The following is a 19,242-nucleotide window of genomic DNA, read 5'->3' as shown; positions in this document are numbered from 1 at the left end:
TCCAGAAGAAGTGTCGAGCCGAAAGGCTTTGGTAACAGAAGAAGAGGCAATGCGCCTGCCGCGGCTCAATTTTTGGCCCCTTCGGCGGCAAGCAAGTCGGCGATGTGCTCGGCCAGCAACCAGTGTTGCGACGGCCCTTGGTTGCTGGTCAGCGCTACGGCCGCGCCGGTTTCCCAAACCATCTGCAGGTTGGCTGTGGTGCCCTCTATGCCTCCTTGATGGCCGCGAATGTGGCGACCGTGTGAGAGCCGCTCATCGATTCCGGCGCCGATGAAACCGGGACCGGCCGGCACTCCGCCGTCGAACATCTTCGCCAGTGTTGCAGACTTGAGCAGCTTGTTCCCGTTCAAGGCGGCGGCGAATCTCAGCAGATCGGTGTTGGTGGAGTAACCGCCGCCTGCGGGGCTGCCCTTGTAGATGCCCCTCAGCCAGTTTGCCTTCCAGGTACGAGAGAACACCCCGTCGTCGTGGTAGTAGCCGACCGCAAGCCCGGGCACGATCTCGTCCTCACTGCGGAAGCCGCTGGACGTCATCTGCGCGGGTTCGAAGATGTGGTGCTGGATATAGTCGAAGTAATTTTCACCAGAAACGTTCTCGATGATGCGGCCAAGCAAGACATAGCCGGCATTGCTGTAGTTCAACCCCTTGCCCGGTTCGGCGACCTTCGGCTGGCGAGCGATCAGTTGCAGATAGTCCATCGGATTGACGTAGCGCTCGGAGTGCTCGAAGTATTCCGGCACCATGAAATCGCCGAGGCCTGCAGTATGGTGCAGGAGGTCCCACACGGTGATCTTCTTCGCCGTCGCCTGATCGGGATATTCCGGGACTCTCTTCGCCAGCGTGTCGTTCCACGACAGCTTGCCGGCCTCGATCAACTGCGCCACGGCCACCGCGGTGAACATCTTGCCGACCGAAGCGATGCGGAACTTCGTCTCGTGATCGATCGGCACGTTGAAACTGCGGTCGGCCATGCCGCGGCATTCGTCGAACACGGTTTCGCTGCCGTCGACAATCGTTACGCAGCCGGAGAAGTCGGACACGCTTACCAGCCGGTCCAGTACGATGCGTATCTGCTTCGCCAGCTCCGCATGCGACACCGCCCCCTTGGGCCAGTCGGCATAAAGCGGATTGTCCATCGGGACCAGCGTCGCCTGCGCGAGCCGATCGGGACTCGCGGGTTCGGCGGTCAGCCAGAACAGTGCGGCCTGCCCATTGCGACGTCCCTTGACGGCGACTTCGAGCAGCCCCGGCTGGTGCGGATCGTTGCGCACGTCGAACACGTCCAAGCCGCCGCTGTCGCGTGCCGCCGAGGCCAAGTCGGTGATGAATGCGGCCTTGTCGTCGGCGGCGATGGATGCCGACAGTACGCTGGGCGCCCATTGCCGGATTCGCTCGGGACCGTCGGCATTGGCATGGCGGATCAGTTCGCCGCCAAGCCGGCCCACCGGCGTGTCGGGCAATTGTGTCTGCATAGGGGCAGCGGCCATGGACGACGTCGTGGCACAAAGCAGCGAAATGGAGGCCCACAATGAGACGCGCCGGAACGCGTGAGCCGTGGTCGTGAAGATGGAGGTGCGGTTGATCATGGAGGATGGTCTCTGGGTCGCCGGCCGATGCGGCCGCATTGATCCCTTAGATGCCGTGGCCATCCCGCTTGGATTCACCTGGATTGGCTTTTTCAAAACCAATGGACGCGAACTGTCTGGGCCTGGCCTTGCCAAGTAAGCGCAGCCAGCTCGTGGACCTACCTGACTGTTCGCTCAAGCGGGCCGCTGGCTGGCGGTTACGGTAAGCTCTTAGTCCTCGCGGCAGCGGCCGCTCAGCTCAAGCGTTACATCGACACTTCTGCGCTAAGGTGACCGACATGCCCGCCCCTAAGACGGATAAGACTCCCAAGCTCATAGACCAGAAGCCGGCCAAGCGCGCAGCGGCAAAAGGCAACGCTGCTACGGCTCTGCCCGACTCCATGGTGACCGGCAAGGCCAGCCCTGCAAAGGCTGCGGTCGGCGACAAGCCGGTCCTCGCATACATTGCCAGTCTGCCGCAGCCGCAGCGCAGCATTGCGGAACGCGTCGATGCTCTTGCGGCCGGGACGCTTCCCGGCCTGCAGCGCTCCGTGAAATGGGGCATGTCGTACTACGGCGTTGGCGACGGCTGGTGCTTCTGTTGCGGCGGATTCGCGGACCACGTCAAGCTGATGTTCGTGAACGGTGCAACGCTCCAGCCGGTACCGCCAGTGACGCCGGTAGCAATGGGCAAATCTACTCGGGGCGTGGAGCTTAAATCGGTGGACGACCTCGACGAACGCCAAATCGCCGCATGGATGATTCAGATCGCGGCCGTGCCCGGTGTCGGAGGGAAAAAGCGCTAGGCGCGAAGACGGTTGCCTCGCGACAGCGGCCGTTTAGCTCAAGCATTATTGAACTCGATAGCGGGCCTTTGCGACCGGCGGCTTCGGTTCGATAGCCGACGTTCAGCCCTCCGCCAAACCCTCCTGCGCACTTCGCCGTGTAAGGTTTCAGCGCCGGCGCCCGTCTTTATGGCAGGCGCGACGATTTGCCGGCGCGCCGACGATGCGGATTGCGGAGGGTGCAATGAGCAAAGGCGAATCGGGTACGTTCAGTCGACGGGCATTCCTTACCGCCGCGGGTATGTTCGGCGTTGCCGCGCTGTGGGCGCGCTTGCGTTTTTCTGGTGTGAGCGACGCCCATGCGGCGGAGCATGAATCGTTCGAGATAAATCACAGCGACAGCGAGTGGCGGTCGTTGCTGACTCCGGCGCAGTATGACGTGCTGCGCCGCGAAGGCACCGAGCGCCCGTTCTCCAGTCCCCTTGATCATGAGAAGCGCCGCGGGGTTTTCGCCTGCGCCGGCTGCGATCTCGATCTATTCTCTTCGGCGACGAAGTTCGACAGCGGCACCGGCTGGCCGAGTTTTTTCCGCCCACTGCCCAACGCGGTCGGTGAGCGCAAGGACTATTCTCTCGGGATGCAGCGTGACGAAGTGCATTGCCGGCGCTGCGGCGGCCACCTCGGCCACGTTTTCGACGACGGTCCCGCGCCGACCGGCTTGCGCTATTGCATGAACGGCGTTGCGTTGAATTTCAAACCGGCCGCGTAAACCAACATAGAAGTATACAAATGCAGACATTTTCGTATCGCCGCCTATTCGCCAGCGTGGCTGGTCTTGCCCTTATCGCGGTTGCCGGCCTCGCGCATCTGCGCGCCGTGCATGCGGCGAGCGGCGCATCGGCGCCGGAAATCGCGCGGCCCGGCCTGCAGTGGTTCAACGTCGCCAATCCGCTACCGATCGCGTCCTTGCGCGGGCGCGTCGTGATTCTCGACTTCTGGACCGAGGGCTGCATCAACTGCATCCACATCATTCCGATCCTGCGCAGCATCGAGCAGAAGTATCCCGAGCAAGTCGTGGTGATCGGCGTGCATTCGCCCAAGTTCGCGGAAGAGAAGGACGCGTCGAGCGTGAAGGACGCGATCGCCCGCTACGAAATCCGCCATCCGATCGTGCACGATCCGAAGATGACGATCTGGAACGCCTATGACGTGAAGGCGTGGCCGACGCTCGCGATCATCGGGCCGGACGGCAGCATCCTCGGGCGGATTCCTGGCGAGCCCGATCCGGAACGTTTCGGCAAGGCGATCGGCGATCTCGTCGCGCAGGCCAGCCAATCCGGCGATCTGAAGCCGGCGAAGCTTGCGCTGCAGCTCGAAGAAACGACGAAAGGCCGCTTTCTTTTTCCGGGCAAGCTCAAGAGCGTGCGGGGCGCGAACGCGCAGTGGGCACTGGCCGACGCCGGCCACAACCAAATCGTGTTGCTCGACGATGCCGGCCGCGATCTGCGCCGTTTCGGCAGCGGTCAAGCCGGTTTCAAAGACGGTGCGGCGGATGTTGCAAGCTTCGATCATCCGCAGGGACTGATCGCGTCGAACGAGGCGATCTTCGTCGCCGACACCGGCAATCATGCGATTCGCCGCATCGATCTGAAAACCGGCGCGGTGACCACGCTTGCCGGCACCGGCAAACGCGGCAGTCTGTTGCCGACCTCCGCGCAATCGGGCAAGACGAGCGCGCTGGCTTCGCCGTGGGATCTGGAAAAGAAGGGCGATCAACTGTTCTTCGCCAATGCCGGCACGCATCAAATCGGCGTAGTCGATCTCGCCGGCGGCACGGTCGCGCGCTTTGCCGGCAGCGGCGATGAAGCGTTGCAAACCGGGCTGCCCGCCGAGGCCGCCTTCGCGCAGCCGAGCGGGCTGGCGCTGAGCAAGGACGGCGCGACGCTCTATGTCGCCGATGCGGAAAGCTCGGCGATTCGCGCGATAAACCTCGAAGCGAGGGATCGCACCTGGACCGTGGTCGGCACCGGCCTGTTCGACTTCGGCCGCGTCGACGGTGCGTTCAGCATTGCGCGTCTGCAACACCCGCTCGGCGTCGCCGTCGACGGCGAGCGTCTGCTCGTCGCGGACACCTACAACAGCCGCGTGCGTACACTCGATCTCAAACAAAAGACGGTCAGCGAATTCGACGGCGGAAAGTACACATGCACCGATCCGATCTGCTATCCGACGCGTGAGCCGGCCGGCATTGCGGTCGCCACGCCCGATCGCATACTGCTTGTCGATACGGGCAATCACCGCGTCGAGGAATTCCAGCCGTCGACGAAGACGTCGCGCACCTGGGCACGGTAGCGGGCGGCGAGTGTTGCGCTGATCGCTCGTAGCGAGTTCAGCGGCGAGAATCTTTGATCATTCGCTTCGGCGCGGCGCGCATCGTGGCGATTCGATCGGGCTCGCGGACAAGGTGTTGACACGAAGGCGGTGCATCGGGAAGACTCTTCGTGCGCCATCGATTGGATGGCGTCCCAGTGTGTGAATGCAAGTCATCGCACAATCGAGAACGAGGGGTGCTGCGACGGATCTTATCCGCCACGCTCGCTTTCGATCATCAAGGCAAGGGCGCCCTCCGTTCTCGGAGGATTTGGAATGCCCATCGCCCCAACTCGCTAACTTCATTCCCGCTTTATACGCAGAATCGCAATCGACGCCCTGCGCCGGCCCATGCCGAGCGCCGTCGATGACCCGGACCTTCGGCGCCGTGCAACGAGGCGCCACATGTCCATCCACTTGAGGGAAATTTATGCAGTATGCGAAAGAAGCCGTCGGCGCCGCCTTCGATCTCGAAGCGATGCGCTACGCGAGCAAACAATCCTGGCGCGGCGTCGAACAGATGGTCGCGGCGTTCAAGCCGGGCATGCGTGAATCCGAAGCGACCGCGCTCGGCCGCAAGATTCTCGACGATCTCGGCATGGAACGGATTTGGCATCCACTGCATATTCGTTTCGGCACGAACACGACGAAGAAATTCAACGAGCAATCCGAAGGCGATGTCGAACTCGGCGACGACGACATCTTCTTCATCGACATCGGTCCGGTGTTTGGCGGACACGAAGGCGACGTCGGCGCGACGTACACGACCGGCGGCGATCCGGAAAAGGCCGCTTGTGCCGTAGCGGCCAAGACCTTGTTCGAGGACGTGAGTCGTGTGTGGCGCGATGACAAGCTCACCGGCCCCGCGTTGTACGACTACGCCGATCGCCGCGCCAAAGAAATGGGCTGGGTGCTCAATCTCGATATCCAGGGCCATCGCGTCAGCGACTTCCCGCATTCGATTTACAAGGCCGGGGATCTCGGCAAGTTCGACGGCATTCCGACACCGGGCGTGTGGATACTCGAAATCCAGATCGCTCATCCGAGCAAATCATTCGGCGCGTTCTACGAAGATTTATTGATCTGATGCGCGGCGCGGAAATGGAATTCCGGCCTCGGGCGCGCGCAACGCTAAGCGATTCCGTATCGGAATTCGGTGAGCACCGCGCGAGGCACGAAGCGCCTGCGCCACCGAATCTTCGTTGCAAAGCCGAGCGGGGTGCGCGCGCCCGAGCTACTTGTCGAGCCAGCTTCCGCCGAGTGCCTGGAACAGCGCCGCCGTATCGTTGAGACGTGCGGCGCGCGCTTGGATCAGCGCGATCCGCGCCTGCTGGTACGACTGCTGCGCGCCGAGCAGCGCGATGGCGTTGATGAAGCCGGCGTCGAGTTGCTTGCGCGTGAGGTCAAGTGTTTTCTTTGCGCTCGCCTCGGCGCGTTCCGCGGCCGCGAGCGCCTTGGCATCCGCATCGAGCGCATAGAGCGCGTCGGCGACGTTCTGGAATGCGCTGAGCACGACGCCGCGATATTGCGCCGCGGCCTGGTCGAGCGCGGCTTCGGCAGATTTCTGCTTGTGCTTGAGCGCGCCGAAGTCGAACACGGTCTGGGTGGCGCTGCCGACGACGGCCCAGAACACGTTGTGGTCGGAGAACATCTTGGTGAATTTCTCGGAGCTGCCGCCGTAGTTGGCGCTCAGGGAAAACTGCGGCAGGCGATTGGCGACGGCGACGCCGACCTGCGCGCTCGCACTGCGCACCTGCGCCTCGGCCGCGCGCACGTCGGGACGACGCTCGACGATTTGCGCGGGCAGTGCCGGCGGCAGGGTCGAAGGCAGCCGCAGCTCATCGAGATCGAAGCGGTCCGCGCCGGCCTCGGCGGGATATTTTCCGGCGAGTATCGCGATCAGGTCGCGCGTCTGTTCGAGCTGCTTCTGCAGCGGCGGCAGGCTTGCCTGCACCGCGGCGAGCGCGCTGTCCTGCGCGGCGACATCGAGGCCGTTGGCATAACCGGCCTTGGCCTGGAAGCGCAGCAGTTCGAGCGCCTTGGTCTCGGCCGCGATGATCTCGTTGGTCGCGTCGACCTGCGCGCGCAGCGAGGCTTCCTGCACGCTCGCGGCGACGACATTCGAAGCCAGGGTGAGATAGACGGCGTCGAGTTCGTAGCGCTGCTGGTCTTCCTGCGCCGCGAGCGATTCGACCGTGCGCCGGTTGAGGCCGAACACATCCGGCACGTAGGCGATCGACAACTGTGCGGTGTGCAGAGTGTATTGCGGCGCGCCCGAGGTCAGCGTCGGCGAGATCGTGCCGACCGCATTCTGCTGGCGGCTCGGCGAGTAATTGAGCTGCGCGCTCGGGAAGAACGTGCTGCGCTGGGCGGCAACGTTCTCCTGCGCCGCGCGCAGGGCTGCGGCCGCGGCGTCGATATTCGGATTGTGCTCGAACGCTTCTTTGATCAGGGCATCGAGCGTGGGCGAGCCGAACGCCGACCACCATTCGCGCGCGATCGTCGCTTCCGCATCGAAGTGCTGCGCGTTGCCTTGCGCACCCTGCGAGGCGACGGTTTCGGTCAGGGTTTCGCGCGTGACCCGCTGCGGCGTATGCAGCTCCGGCCGACGGTAGTCGGGTCCGGCGGCGCAGCCGGCGATCGCGGCGAGCGTGCAGCACAGCAGACTTTCGCGCGAACGCGCATAGGCGCGGGCGAGAACACTCTTTGCGTCTTCGCGCAGCGCTGCGTTTTTCCACGGCATCATGGTGCGCGCTCCAGTGCGGACGGTTTTGCTACGGCGCCGCGCGAACGCCCCATCGCCATCACCTGCAGCGCCGGCGCGACGACGAGCAGCATGATCGGGCCGAGCAGCATGCCGCCGACCACGACCGTGGCGAGCGGGCGCTGCACCTGGCTGCCGATGCCGGTCGATATGGCTGCGGGCAGCAGGCCGATGCAGGCGGAGAACGCGGTCATCAGCAGCGGGCGCATGCGCTGCTCGGCGGCGAGCAGCATCGCTTCGAGCGGCTCGTGGCCTTCGACGACGAGATGGTTGAAGTACGTGATGATGAGGATGCCGTTCATCACCGAGACGCCGAACAGCGAAACGAAACCGATCGCTGCCGAAACGCTCATCACCTGGCCCGACACGTACAGCGCGATGATGCCGCCGGCGATCGAGAACGGAATCGCCGCGAGCGAAAGCAGGCTGTCGCGCAGCGAGCCGAACAGGATATAGAGCAGGACGAGGATGATGCCGAGCGTGATCGGCAGGATCACGGCCATGCGGTCCTTGGCCTGCTGCAGTTCCTCGAACTCGCCGGCCCAGTCGATGCGGTAGCCCGGCGGCAGTTCGACGTTCTTCGCGATGCGTTCCTGCGCTTCGGCGACAGTGCCGCCGAGGTCGCGTCCGCGCACGCTGAACTTGACCGGGATATAGCGCTGGTTGCGCTCGTGATAGATGTACGACGCGCCGGTATCGAGAGAGATGTTCGCCACCTCGCTCAGCGGAATGTATGCGGCCGCGCCGCTCGCGCTGACGTAGCCGACCTTGATGCGCCGGATCGCTTCGAGATCGGAGCGGTAGGCCGGGGCGAGACGCACGTTGAGCGCGAACTGGCGGTCGTCTTCGAGCACAGTCGTCGCCGTCGTGCCGGCACCCGCGGCCTGTACGACGGCATTGACGTCGCCGGTATTGAGTCCGTAGCGCGCGGCCTTGGCACGATCGACGGTGATGTTGAGGTTGGGCTGGCCGAGCACGCGGAACACGCCGAGGTCGGTCACGCCCTTGACCTGGTTCATCTCGTGCAGCACCTGGTCGGCGAGGGTTTCGAGCTTGGCGAGATCGGGGCCGACGATCTTCACCGAATTCGCGCCTTTGACGCCCGACAGGCCTTCCTCGACGTTGTCCTGGATGTACTGCGAGAAATTGAATTCGATGCCGGCGAACTCGTCGGAAAATTCCTTCTGCAGATCTTCGATGAGCTTGTCCTTGGTATAGCCGCTCGGCCATTGGTTGAACGGCTTGAGCGGGACGAAGAACTCGGCGTTGTAGAAGCCCGACGCGTCGCTGCCGTCGTCCGGGCGGCCGTGCTGCGAGACGACGGTGAGCACTTCCGGATGCGACTTGAGGATGCGGCGCACGCGATCGACCTTCTCCATGCCCGCATCGAGCGAAATGGTCGTCGGCATCGTCGCGCGGATCCACAGATTGCCTTCTTCGAGCGCCGGCAGGAACTCGGTGCCGATGCGCGGCAACAGCAGCGCGGCGACGGCGAGGAAGGCGACGCCGATCGCCACGGTGATGCGGCGCCGTGCGAGCGCCCATTGCAGCAGCGGCGTGTACAGCCTGCGGATATGGCGCACGAGGAGGGTTTCGGTTTCGTCGATGTGCGCCGGCAGCAGCAAGGAAGCGAGCACCGGCGTGATCGTGAAGGTCGCGAGCAGCGCGCCGGTCAGCGCATAGGCATAGGTGCGCGCCATCGGGCTGAAGATCTGGCCTTCGACACCCTGCATGGTGAACAGCGGAGTGAATGCGGCGACCGTGATCGCCGAGGAGAACAGCACGGCGCGATCGACCTGGCTTGCGCTGAGCAGCAGCAGGCGCATGCGGTCGGTCCAGCCGCTGGCCTTGCTGCGCAGATGCACTTCGGTCGTCGACGCGTTGTGCACTTCGAGCATCTCGCGCTGCTCGTGCTCGGCGCGCTGGAAGTTGCGGAAGATGTTCTCGACCAGGATCACGGCCGAGTCGACGATGATGCCGAAATCGACCGCGCCGACCGAGAGCAGGTTGGCCGAGTCGCCCATCGCGACGAGGACGATGATGCTGAAGAACAGCGCGACCGGAATGTTGGCGCTGACGATGATCGCGCTGCGCAGGTCGCCGAGGAAGATCCACTGGATCAAGAACACCAGCAGGCAGCCGAAGATCAGGTTGTGCACGACCGTGTGCGTGGTCGTGTTGACCAGGGTCGAGCGATCGTAGAACGGATCAAGGTGCACGCCCGGGGGCAGGCTGCCGTCGTGGTTGATCTTGTTGATCTCGGCCTTGACCCGCGCGAGCACTTCGTTGGTCTGCAGGGTGCGGTTCATCACCACGATCGCGGTGACGACGTCGTTCTCGTCATCGCGTCCGGCCTTGCCGAGGCGCGGCAGATTGCCGACCGTCACCTCGGCGACGTCTTTGACCAGTACTGGCGTGGCGTTGGTCTGCGACAGCACGATGTTGCCGATGTCCGTGCCGTCGCGGATCAGGCCGACGCCGCGAATATTGATCGACTGCTGGCCGAAGTTGACCGTGCGCCCGCCGACGTTCGAATTGGCGTTGCCGATCGCGGTGATCAGCTGCGGCAGGGTGACGCCACGGCTTTCCAGCTTGGCCGGATCGACGTTGACTTCATAGTCCTTGGTCGTCCCGCCCCAGGTGACGACCTGGAGCACGCCGGGTACGGTCAGCAGGCGCCGCTCCACGGTCCAGTCCTGCAGCGTGCGCAGATTGGTCAGGCCGAAATGCGGCGGCGCTTTCAACTGGTAGCGCAGGATTTCGCCGACCAGACTCGACGCCTGGATCTGCGGCTGCACGGCGTTCGGCAGGCTGACGTTCTGCTGCAAGCTCAGCGCGGCCTGGGTGTAGGCGAAGTAGTAATCGACGCCGTACTTGAATGTGACGCGCACGAACGAGAGGCCGTAGAACGAGGTCGAGCGGATGTTCTCAACGCCCGGCGTCGTCGCCAGCCCGACTTCCATCGGCCGCGTGTAGTAACGCTCCATCTCCTCGGCCGACAGGCCGGGCGCCTGCGCGGTGATTTCGAGAATCACCGGCGCCGGATTCGGATACGCCTCGATATTGAGCTTGGAGAATGCGAGCAGGCCGGCGACGACGAAGACGACGAGGCCGAGCAGAATGATCGGCCTGCGTGTGAGCGCGAATGCGATGAGTCCTCTGAACACCTGTGTTCGTCCGTAAGAATCTGAATATGTCAGCGGGGAGCGGGCAGCGGGCAGCGGGCAGCGGGGAGCGGGGAGCGGGGAGCGGGGAGCGGGGAGCGGTCAGCGGAAAGAGCTTGACAAGAAGCAGCCGATGCAAATGCTTTCACCGCTCACCGCTCACCGCTCACCGCTCACCGCTCACCGCTCACCGCTCACCGCTCACCGCTCACCGCTCACCGCTCACCGCTCACCGCGTCTGCACCGCCAGCGCATTGCTGACGAACAGCGCACCTTCGCTCGCGACCTTTTCGCCCGGTGCTAGGCCCGAGATCACCTGGTGCAGGCTGCCGTCGTCCATGCCGAGCACGACCGCGCGCCGGCTGAAGCGCTTGCCGTCCTCGGTGACGAATACGGTCATCGTGCCGTCGCCTTCGCGCACGAGGCCCGCCGACGGCACCGCGACCGCCTGCAGCGGCTCGCCCGTGCGGATAACGAAGGTCGCAAGCATCTGCGGGCGCAGTTCGTTCTGCGGGTTGTCGATCTGCACGCGTACCGAGGCGCGGTGCGTGTTCGGGTCGAGCGACGCGCCGATCGCGGCGACCTTGCCCTCGAAAGCGCGATCGCGAAACGCATTGACGCGCGCGGTCACCGCTTGGCCGACGCGCAGCGCGGGCAGATCGGTTTCCTGCGCGTTCGCAGTGAGCCAGACGACCGACGTGCGCGAAATCGTGAATGGCGCGGGCGCGCTGCCTGGTTGCAGCAGCAGGCCGACCGCGGCGTTGCGCGCGGTGACCTCGCCGTCGAATGGACTCGCCACGACCAGCTCGCCGTCGGTCTTGCGCGAGGCGACGACGGCGTCGATCTGTGCATCGGTCTTGCCGAAGATGCGCAGGGCATTGCGCGCGGCCTTGAAATTGCCTTCGGCGGTCTGCTGATCGGACGTGGCCTGCTCGACGTCCTTCTGCGCGCTCGCCTGCACGCCGAGCATCTGCTTGGCGCGTTCGAGCGTGCGCGTGGTCAGTGCGAGCACGCCTGCCGCAGTGATCAAGCTCGATTGCGCCTGGACCAGATCGGGGCTGTCCACGGAAAACAGCGGCTGGCCTTTCTTCACCTTGTCGCCGAGCGCGGCGAAAACCTGGCGCACGCGGCCCTGATACGGCGTGAACACCTGCACGGTCGCGTCTTGATCGAAATCGACGTAGCCGACTGCGTCGACATGGGCGACGAACTCATGCAGCGCGGCGGCGTGGACGGCGACCTGCTTGGCCTGCGCGGGCGTCAGGACGACGCAGCCGTCGGCCGCCGCGGGTGCGCCGGCCGTCTTGGTCTGCGCATCGTGGGCGCTGCCGCAGGCACAGAGTATGCACGCGAGCGAGCCGATCGCTCCCGTTGCGAGCCAGGTGAATAAGGAATTGCGCATGATCCAAAGTCCGCTTTTGCCCGGACTTTAGATACGCTCACCTGTCGTCGACATGGACGAATCATTGCCATTCGGAAAGGTTGCCGATTCGGTGCGCGCAAAAGACAGGCGCACGCATAGGCCCGGTGCGGTGTCTTCGAGGCGCAGGCTGGCGCCGTGCAGGTAGGCGATCGCGGCAACGATCGACAGGCCGAGGCCGCTGCCCGATTCGCCGTGGTGCGAGCGGTAGAAACGCTCGAGCACGCGCGTGCGTTCCGTGGCCGGAATGCCGGGGCCGTCGTCGCCGACGCTGAGGACGACTGCATCGGCTGTGCTTTCGGCGGTCACTTCGATGTGCGCCGGCTTGCCGGCGTACTTGAGCGCGTTGTCGAGCAGGTTGGCGAGCACGCTGCCGAGCAGGTCCCTGTCGCCGAGCACGATCGCTTCTTCGTCCGCATGCCAGGTCAGCGTGGCGCCTTCGGACTCCGCCGCGGCATCGTAGAGTTCGACCACGTCGACGATCACGTCCTTGAGCGACACCGGCTCGAACGGCTGGCGGCGCGTACCCGATTCGGCCTCGGCGATCTGCAGGAGCTTTTCCAGCACGACGATCAGATCGTCGATCTGGCGGATCGCCGAGCCGCCGACCGCGGCGAATCCCGATTCCGTGCTCAGCCCGCGCAGTGCTTCGTCGAGCTGGCCGCGGATGCGGCCGAGTGGCGTGCGCAGATTGTGCGCGATGGTGTTGGAGACGTGGCGTACGCCGTCCATCAGATGCTCGATGCGGTCGAGCATGCGATTGATGTCCTGCGCCAGACGCGTGAACTCGTCGCTGTCGCCCGAAAGCGGAATGCGCCGGCTCAGATTGCCGGCTTCGATGTCCGCGGCGGTGTGGCGGATGGCGAAGATGCGCCGTTCGATCTGGCGCCGGAACAGCAGGCTGCCGCCGATTGCGAGCAGGATCGCGAGCAGGCTGCCCGTGATGATCGAGCGCCAGGCGAGATTGCGCACCTCGTTGAGGTCGCCCATGTCGCGGCCGATGATGAGCAGGGCGCCGTCGGGCAGGCGGCGCATAAGCAGGCGCGCGAACGACGGGCGGCCGGCGCGCACCACGGTGCGGTTGACGATCTTGTCGAGCGTGCGCGTGTCGGCGTCGGTGACGGCGATGTTGCCGGTCAGCCGATGCCCGTCGGCATCGGCGAGATAGTAGATCTCGGTATCCGAATCGATGCCGTCGGTCAGCGCCTGGTCGACGCGCTGGGCGAGAGCGGCGAGGGCATTCGTCTTGGCCGAGTCGCTGAAGCGGTCGGCGATGAGCGCGATCTTGCGGTCGATGCGCCGCGCCTCGATGCCGACCGTGCCGAAGTAGAAGACGACGCTGACGACGACGATCGCGCCGACGACGAGCAGGCCGCTGGTCAGCGCGAGGCGGAACGCGACCGAGCGCGAGAGCCTAATCATGCGCGCTGATCATGTAGCCGGCGCCGCGCACGGTGCGCAGCAGCGACAGCGTATGGCCCTTGTCGATCTTGTTGCGCAGGCGGCTGATCTGCACGTCGATGACATTGGTCTGCGGAGCGAAGTGATAGTCCCATACCGCTTCGAGCAGCATGGTGCGCGTGACGACTTGTTCCTGATGGCGGACAAGATATTCGAGCAGGCGGAACTCGCGCGGCTGCAGAGCGATCGGCTGGCCGGCGCGCTCGACGCGGCGCGTGCTCAGGTCGAGTTTCAGGTCAGCGACGGCGAGCTGGCGCGCGTCATCGCGCAGGCCCGAGCGGCGCAGCAGCGCTTCGATGCGCGCCATCAGTTCGGAAAAAGCGAACGGTTTGGTCAGATAGTCGTCGCCGCCGCCGCGCAGGCCGCGCACGCGCTCGTCGAGCGTGGCGAGCGCGCTGAGGATCAGCACCGGCGTCTTCACGCCGGCCTCGCGCACCGCGGCGACGATCGACAAACCGTCGGCGCCGTCGGCGAGCATGCGGTCGAGGATGATCAGGTCCCAACGCTCGTTGAGCGCGAGATGGCGGCCCTCGGCGGCCTGCCCGGACCACGTCACCGTGTAGCCGCTTTCCTTGAGGCCGTTGCGGATATAGCGCGCCGTGTCGGCCTCATCCTCGACGAGCAGCAGATGCATATTCGCTCCGGTCGCCGCGTGGCGCCTCAGGCGGAACGGTGGCCGCGCGCCGCGGACGGGGTTTCGCGCAGGGTATGAGGTTTTGCGGAAAGCGTCATGGACTTGGTCGGCTGGGGCTTGTCCGGCATGGTAGCGGCTGCGCCGGCTGCGGCAAAACGGCGGTGTGCATTTCGCTGTGCCGAGGCGCTCGTGGCGCACGGCCGCAGCGCGGTTGCGCCGCGCCGATTCGGCGGTTTTCGCCTGTGTTGACTTTTGTCGCATAACACGCATACAGTATGATTAAATTCGAACAAGGCACCGGCAAACGACCGGGGCGACGGGAGGCGCGTTATGCAGACCGCGGCATCGATTCGGAGCGGAAAACCGCAACACCTTTGCGCCGGCGACGGAGCGGGTCGGCGTGGCTGAGATCGTGCTCGCGATCGGCACCTCGCACGGGCCGATGCTGTCGACCCCGCCGGAAAAGTGGGATCTGCGCGTGCGCGCCGACCGCGCCGATCCGGCGCATCCGTTCCGCGGCCGCACCTACACATTCGACGAACTCGTCACGCTGCGCGCCGCGGAAAATCTCGCCGCGCAGAACACGCTCGACGAACGCGGCGTACGCGCCGAGCGCTGCACGGCCGCGCTGAACGAACTCACGCGCGTACTCGACGAGGCGAAGGCCGACGTCGTCGTTATCGTCGGCAACGACCAGCGCGAAGTATTCGGCCCAGCGATCACGCCGGCGCTATGGGTGTTCGGCGGCGAAGCGGTGTTCGACGAGCCGGTCAGTGCGGAACGTCTGGCGAAGATGCCGCCGGGAATTTCGATTTCTTCGGTGGCGATCAAGCCGGCCGAGCACGCGGTCTATCCGGTGCACGCGCCGCTCGCGCGTCATTTGATCGAAGCGTTCGTCGGCAAAGGCCACGACGTCACCGTGTCGACCGAAGTGCCGCAGCGCGGCAGCGATGGCCCGACCGGCATGCCGCACGCGTTCGGCTTCGTTTATCAGCGTCTGATGGCCGGCAAGGTGCCGCCGCACGTGCCGATCATGCTCAACACGTTCTATCCGCCGAACCAGCCGCGCGCGACGCGCTGCGTCGATCTCGGTCTCGCGCTGTGCGAAGCGATCGCGGCGTGGCCCGAAGATCTGCGCGTCGTACTGATCGCGTCGGGCGGCTTGAGCCATTTCGTCATCGACGAGGCGTTCGACCATGCGCTGATCGACGCCGCGCAGAAACGCGACCTCGCGTGGCTGCGCGCGATCGACGAAGCGCAGTTGCAGTCGGGCACGTCGGAAGTGAAGAACTGGTTGCCGGTGATCGCCGCGGCAAGCGCCGCAGGCATGGCGATGCGCGTCGTCGACTACGTGCCGTGCTACCGCTCAGAGGCGGGCACGGGCAACGCGATGGGCTTCGTCGTCTGGCAGCCACAGCGCGCGCATCGACTTGTCGATACGCAGGAAGTTTGAGGAGTTTTCAGCGGAATGAAGATGGATGAAGAACATGCCTTGTCATTCCCGCGAAAGCGGGAATCCAGTGCCTTTCGAATGGTTTGAATGAAGCAAAGGCGCTGGATTCCCGCCAAAAGCGCGCGGGAATGACGAGCATTTTTTAGATGTTCTAGAAGGAAACGAGAAAGCATGCTGTCGAAGGCCGACAACGAGAAACTGACCCGCGTGGGACCGGGAACGCCGATGGGCGAGCTGTTTCGCCGCTTCTGGATGCCCGCGCTGCTCTCGGAAGAAATCGCCGAACGCGACGGCGCGCCCGTGCGTCTGCGTCTGCTCGGCGAAGATCTCGTCGCGTTCCGCGACACGCAAGGCCGCGTCGGCATCGTCGATGCTTATTGCGCACACCGGCGCGCGGGGTTGTTCTTCGGCCGCAACGAGGACTGTGGTCTGCGCTGCGTCTATCACGGCTGGAAATTCGACGTCGACGGCATCTGCGTCGACATGCCGGCCGAACCGCAGGGCATGTCGGCGGCGACCAAGGTGCGCATCAAGGCGTACAAGACGGCCGAGCGCAACGGCGTGATCTGGGTCTACATGGGCGCGCCCGAGCACGAACCCGCGCTGCCCGATTTCGAGTGGTCGCGCCTGCCCGAACGCCAGCACACCTCGACCAAGCGTCTGCAGCAGTGCAACTGGGCGCAGGCGGTCGAGGGCGGCATCGATTCGAGCCACATTTCGTTTCTGCACAGCCGCAGCGAAAAGTCGGGCGGCCCGAGCAACAAGTACCACGCGTCCGACAAACATCCGGTATTCGAAGTGCAGGAAACCGGCTACGGCCTGCTGATCGCGGCGCGGCGCAATGCCGAACCGGGCACGTACTACTGGCGCGTCACTCAGTTTCTGCTGCCGTTCTACTCGATGATTCCGCCAGTCGGCGATTTCGCCGAGTCGAGCAGGGAGCCGTACGACGGCCACGCCTGGGTGCCGATCGACGACGAGAACACCTGGACCTGGTCGTTCAGCGCAAGCCCTGCGCGCGCCTACGACGACAAGGAACTGGCTTTCCGCGGTGGCCGCGACGGTTTCTGGGGTCCGGTCGATCACGAATACAAACCGCTGCTCAACCGTGACAACGATTACCAGATCGACCGCGTGCGCCAGCGCGCGGCGAACTTCACCGGCATCGACGGCATCCCGAATCAGGACGCCGCGGTGCAGGAAAGCATGGGGCCGATCGTCGACCGCACCAAGGAGCGCCTCGGTGCGTCCGACCGCGGCGTCGTCCAGTTCCGCAGGCTGATGCTGCGCCTTGCGCGCGAGCTTGAAGAAGGCAAGGCGCCGGCCTGCGCGGGCGACGGCAGTTTCTACAACGTGCGCTCGGCCTCGCTGCTGCTTCCCGACGATATGCCCGTCGCCACGGGCGCGGCACCACTGCTCGCCGGGGCTGCGCCGTGACTCTTACCGCTCGTTCCGTTTCGAATCTTTCCTGGAGTTTTGCATGATCATCGATTGCCATGCCCACGTCAGCGCACCGACCGAGCTGTGGGCGTATAAAGCCTCCCTGATCGCCAGCCGCGGCTCGCACGGGCGCGGCGGCGTCAAGGTGACGGACGACGAGATCCGCGCCGCGGCGAACAAGGCCGAGACCTGGCCGAAGGGCCATCTCGACTACGTTCGCGATCACGGCACCGACCTGCAGCTCGTCTCGCCGCGTCCGTTCCAGCTCATGCAGTCGGAGAAGCCGGCGAAGATCGTTCACTGGTTCACCGAAGAGTGCAACAACATCATCTACCGGCAGACCCAGCTTTTCCCCGACACGTTCGCCGGCATCGCCGGGCTGCCGCAGACCGCGGGCGATCCGATCGAGCGCGCGCTGCCGGAACTGGAGCGCTGCATCAAGGAACTCGGCTTCGCCGGCTGCCTGCTCAATCCCGATCCGTACGAAAACGGCGGGGTCGAAGCGCCGCCGCTCGGCGACCGCTACTGGTACCCGCTCTACGAGAAGCTCTGCGAACTCGATGTGCCGGCGCATATCCACGGCACCGGCTCGCGCTCGGAGCGCGTGCCGTACTCGCTGCATTTCATCAACGAAGAGACCGTCGCCGTCTACGGCCTGCTCAATTCCGAAGTGTACAAAGACTTCCCGAATCTCAAGGTCGTGGTCAGCCACGGCGGCGGCGCGATCCCGTATCAGCTCGGCCGCTTCGAGGCGCCGTCGCTGCGCCGTCCTGCTGGGCAGCGCTTCTCCGAGCGCATGTCGAAGCTGTACTTCGACACCGTGCTCTACACCGAGGAAGCGCTGCGTTTGCTGATCAAGACCGTGGGCGTCGACCGCTGCCTGTTCGGCACCGAATGCCCGGGCGTCGGCTCGGCAGTCGATCCGAAGAGCGGCCGTTCGATGGACGACGTAAAATCGCTGATCGACAAACTCGATTTCCTCAGCGCCGAAGACAAGCAGAAGATTTACGAAGACAACGCGCGCAAGGTCTTCCGCCTGCCGGCGAAGAAAGCAGCCTGATCCGGTAACGCGAGCCGCCGCCGCCATGACCCAGACTCTGCAAGCGATCGTCAGCGCACGCCGCCGCGAAACGGAGGCGATCGCGACGTTCGAGCTGCGTGCGCAAGACGGCGGCGAACTGCCGCCGTTCACGGCCGGCGCGCACGTCGATCTGTATCTGCCGAACGGTCTGGTGCGCAGCTACTCGCTGATCAACGACCAGAACGAGCGCGACCGTTACGCGATCGGAGTGAGCCGCGACGCGGCCAGCCGCGGCGGCTCGCAGTACGTGCACGATCACGTGCAGGCCGGCACGGTGCTGACGATCGGCCATCCGCGCAACAACTTCGAGCTCGACGAAAACGCGTCGCGCTCGGTCTTCGTCGCCGGCGGCATCGGCATCACGCCGATCCTGTCGATGACGCGGCGCCTCGAAGCGCTCGGCCGCGCATGGACCTTGCACTACTGCACGCGCACGCGCGCGCATGCCGCGTTCCTCGACTATCTGAGTGCGCCCGGCGCATTCAGGCACGGCGAAGTGATCCTGCGTTTCGATCAGGAGCCCGGAGCGGTCATGCTCGATCTCGACGCGCTCGCCGCCGGCGCCGAGGCCGGCACGCATCTGTACTGCTGCGGGCCGACGCCGATGCTCGCCGCGTTCGAGCGCGCCGTGCAGCGCCGGCCCGACTGCGTCGGCCATGTCGAATATTTCGCCAACACGCAGGAGGCCGCGACCGACGGAGGGTATGAAGTCGTACTTGCCAAGGCGCAGCGCAGCGTGACCGTGCCCGCGGGAAAGTCCATTCTCGACGCCCTGCTCGAAGCCGGCGTCGATGCACCGTACTCCTGCCATGAAGGCGTGTGCGGCACGTGCGAGACGCGTGTGCTCGAAGGCGTTCCCGATCATCGCGATCTCGTGCTGAGCAAGTCCGAGCACGAATCGGGCAAGGTCATGATGATCTGCGTGTCGGGTTGCAAGGGCAAAAAACTGGTTCTGGATATGTAGGCGGCTTGCGTCGCAGGAGCGCGGCATTCCGGTTCGGGACAGAGCGGCATCGGAGTCCGCTCCGGCACACGGAAGTGCCGTTTTCGCGAACGTGCCGGCGTTCGTTGCACAGTGCTTGCGGCAAGGCCGCGATGAGTTCGG

The 19,242-nt window shown here is 64.9% G+C and carries 14 protein-coding genes; 8 read left to right on the top strand and 6 right to left on the bottom strand.

Features of this window, described 5'->3' with window-relative positions:
• Nucleotides 1–65 precede the first annotated feature (65 nt).
• Nucleotides 66–1,586, bottom strand: coding sequence for a serine hydrolase domain-containing protein (locus FFS30_RS15850; protein WP_249352514.1), 1,521 nt, complete (start codon nt 1,584–1,586; stop codon nt 66–68).
• Nucleotides 1,587–1,864: 278 nt separating this feature from the next.
• Between FFS30_RS15850 and FFS30_RS15845 the strand changes: the two genes are divergently transcribed.
• The 4 genes from FFS30_RS15845 to FFS30_RS15830 all read left to right on the top strand — a co-directional run bounded on the left by FFS30_RS15845 (nt 1,865) and on the right by FFS30_RS15830 (nt 5,807).
• Complete coding sequence (locus tag FFS30_RS15845; RefSeq protein WP_137914157.1) at nt 1,865–2,371, top strand: DUF1801 domain-containing protein; 507 nt, start codon at nt 1,865–1,867, stop codon at nt 2,369–2,371.
• 223 nt (nt 2,372–2,594) lie between these two features.
• A complete protein-coding gene (msrB, locus tag FFS30_RS15840; protein WP_137914156.1) occupies nt 2,595–3,119 on the top strand; it encodes a peptide-methionine (R)-S-oxide reductase MsrB in 525 nt (174 codons plus the stop codon).
• Between the two features lie 20 nt (nt 3,120–3,139).
• Nucleotides 3,140–4,702 carry a thioredoxin-like domain-containing protein gene (locus FFS30_RS15835; RefSeq protein ID WP_137914155.1) on the top strand — a complete coding sequence of 521 codons (1,563 nt, stop codon included), beginning with the start codon at nt 3,140–3,142 and terminating at the stop codon, nt 4,700–4,702.
• Nucleotides 4,703–5,150: 448 nt separating this feature from the next.
• Nucleotides 5,151–5,807 carry a M24 family metallopeptidase gene (locus FFS30_RS15830; protein ID WP_137914154.1) on the top strand — a complete coding sequence of 219 codons (657 nt, stop codon included), beginning with the start codon at nt 5,151–5,153 and terminating at the stop codon, nt 5,805–5,807.
• 147 nt (nt 5,808–5,954) lie between these two features.
• Here the strand turns inward: FFS30_RS15830 and FFS30_RS15825 are convergent, their stop codons facing one another.
• The 5 genes from FFS30_RS15825 to FFS30_RS15805 form a co-directional block, all read right to left on the bottom strand.
• Nucleotides 5,955–7,466, bottom strand: coding sequence for an efflux transporter outer membrane subunit (locus FFS30_RS15825; RefSeq protein WP_249352512.1), 1,512 nt, complete (start codon nt 7,464–7,466; stop codon nt 5,955–5,957).
• On the bottom strand, nt 7,463–10,651 hold the full coding sequence (locus tag FFS30_RS15820) for a CusA/CzcA family heavy metal efflux RND transporter (protein WP_137914153.1): 3,189 nt from the start codon (nt 10,649–10,651) through the stop codon (nt 7,463–7,465). The genes FFS30_RS15825 and FFS30_RS15820 overlap by 4 nt, the downstream gene beginning before the upstream one ends.
• Before the next feature lie 226 nt (nt 10,652–10,877).
• Nucleotides 10,878–12,050: an efflux RND transporter periplasmic adaptor subunit gene (locus FFS30_RS15815; RefSeq protein WP_137914152.1), complete on the bottom strand. Its 1,173-nt coding sequence runs from the start codon at nt 12,048–12,050 to the stop codon at nt 10,878–10,880.
• Between the two features lie 27 nt (nt 12,051–12,077).
• Nucleotides 12,078–13,490, bottom strand: a complete 1,413-nt coding sequence (locus FFS30_RS15810) for a HAMP domain-containing sensor histidine kinase (protein WP_137914151.1) — start codon at nt 13,488–13,490, stop codon at nt 12,078–12,080.
• Complete coding sequence (locus FFS30_RS15805) at nt 13,483–14,163, bottom strand: response regulator transcription factor (protein ID WP_137914150.1); 681 nt, start codon at nt 14,161–14,163, stop codon at nt 13,483–13,485. The genes FFS30_RS15810 and FFS30_RS15805 overlap by 8 nt, the downstream gene beginning before the upstream one ends.
• A 400-nt stretch (nt 14,164–14,563) precedes the next feature.
• Here FFS30_RS15805 and FFS30_RS15800 point away from each other — a divergent pair, with 400 nt between their 5' ends.
• From FFS30_RS15800 to FFS30_RS15785, 4 genes are all read left to right on the top strand, one after another.
• On the top strand, nt 14,564–15,616 hold the full coding sequence (locus FFS30_RS15800; RefSeq protein WP_137914149.1) for a protocatechuate 3,4-dioxygenase: 1,053 nt from the start codon (nt 14,564–14,566) through the stop codon (nt 15,614–15,616).
• A 171-nt stretch (nt 15,617–15,787) separates the two neighbouring features.
• Nucleotides 15,788–17,053: a Rieske 2Fe-2S domain-containing protein gene (locus FFS30_RS15795; protein WP_137914148.1), complete on the top strand. Its 1,266-nt coding sequence runs from the start codon at nt 15,788–15,790 to the stop codon at nt 17,051–17,053.
• 43 nt (nt 17,054–17,096) lie between these two features.
• The gene (locus FFS30_RS15790) at nt 17,097–18,116 is read left to right on the top strand and encodes an amidohydrolase family protein (RefSeq protein ID WP_137914147.1); all 1,020 of its coding nucleotides are present in this window, start codon (nt 17,097–17,099) and stop codon (nt 18,114–18,116) included.
• 25 nt (nt 18,117–18,141) lie between these two features.
• Nucleotides 18,142–19,101, top strand: coding sequence for a PDR/VanB family oxidoreductase (locus FFS30_RS15785; protein ID WP_137914146.1), 960 nt, complete (start codon nt 18,142–18,144; stop codon nt 19,099–19,101).
• The last annotated feature ends 141 nt before the right edge of the window (nt 19,102–19,242 follow it).

This window comes from Rudaea sp. 3F27F6, assembly GCF_005503555.1.
Classification (GTDB): domain Bacteria; phylum Pseudomonadota; class Gammaproteobacteria; order Xanthomonadales; family Rhodanobacteraceae; genus Rudaea.
The sequence above is the reverse complement of the archived record's forward strand: the minus strand, read 5'-3'. Positions and strand labels throughout refer to the sequence as shown.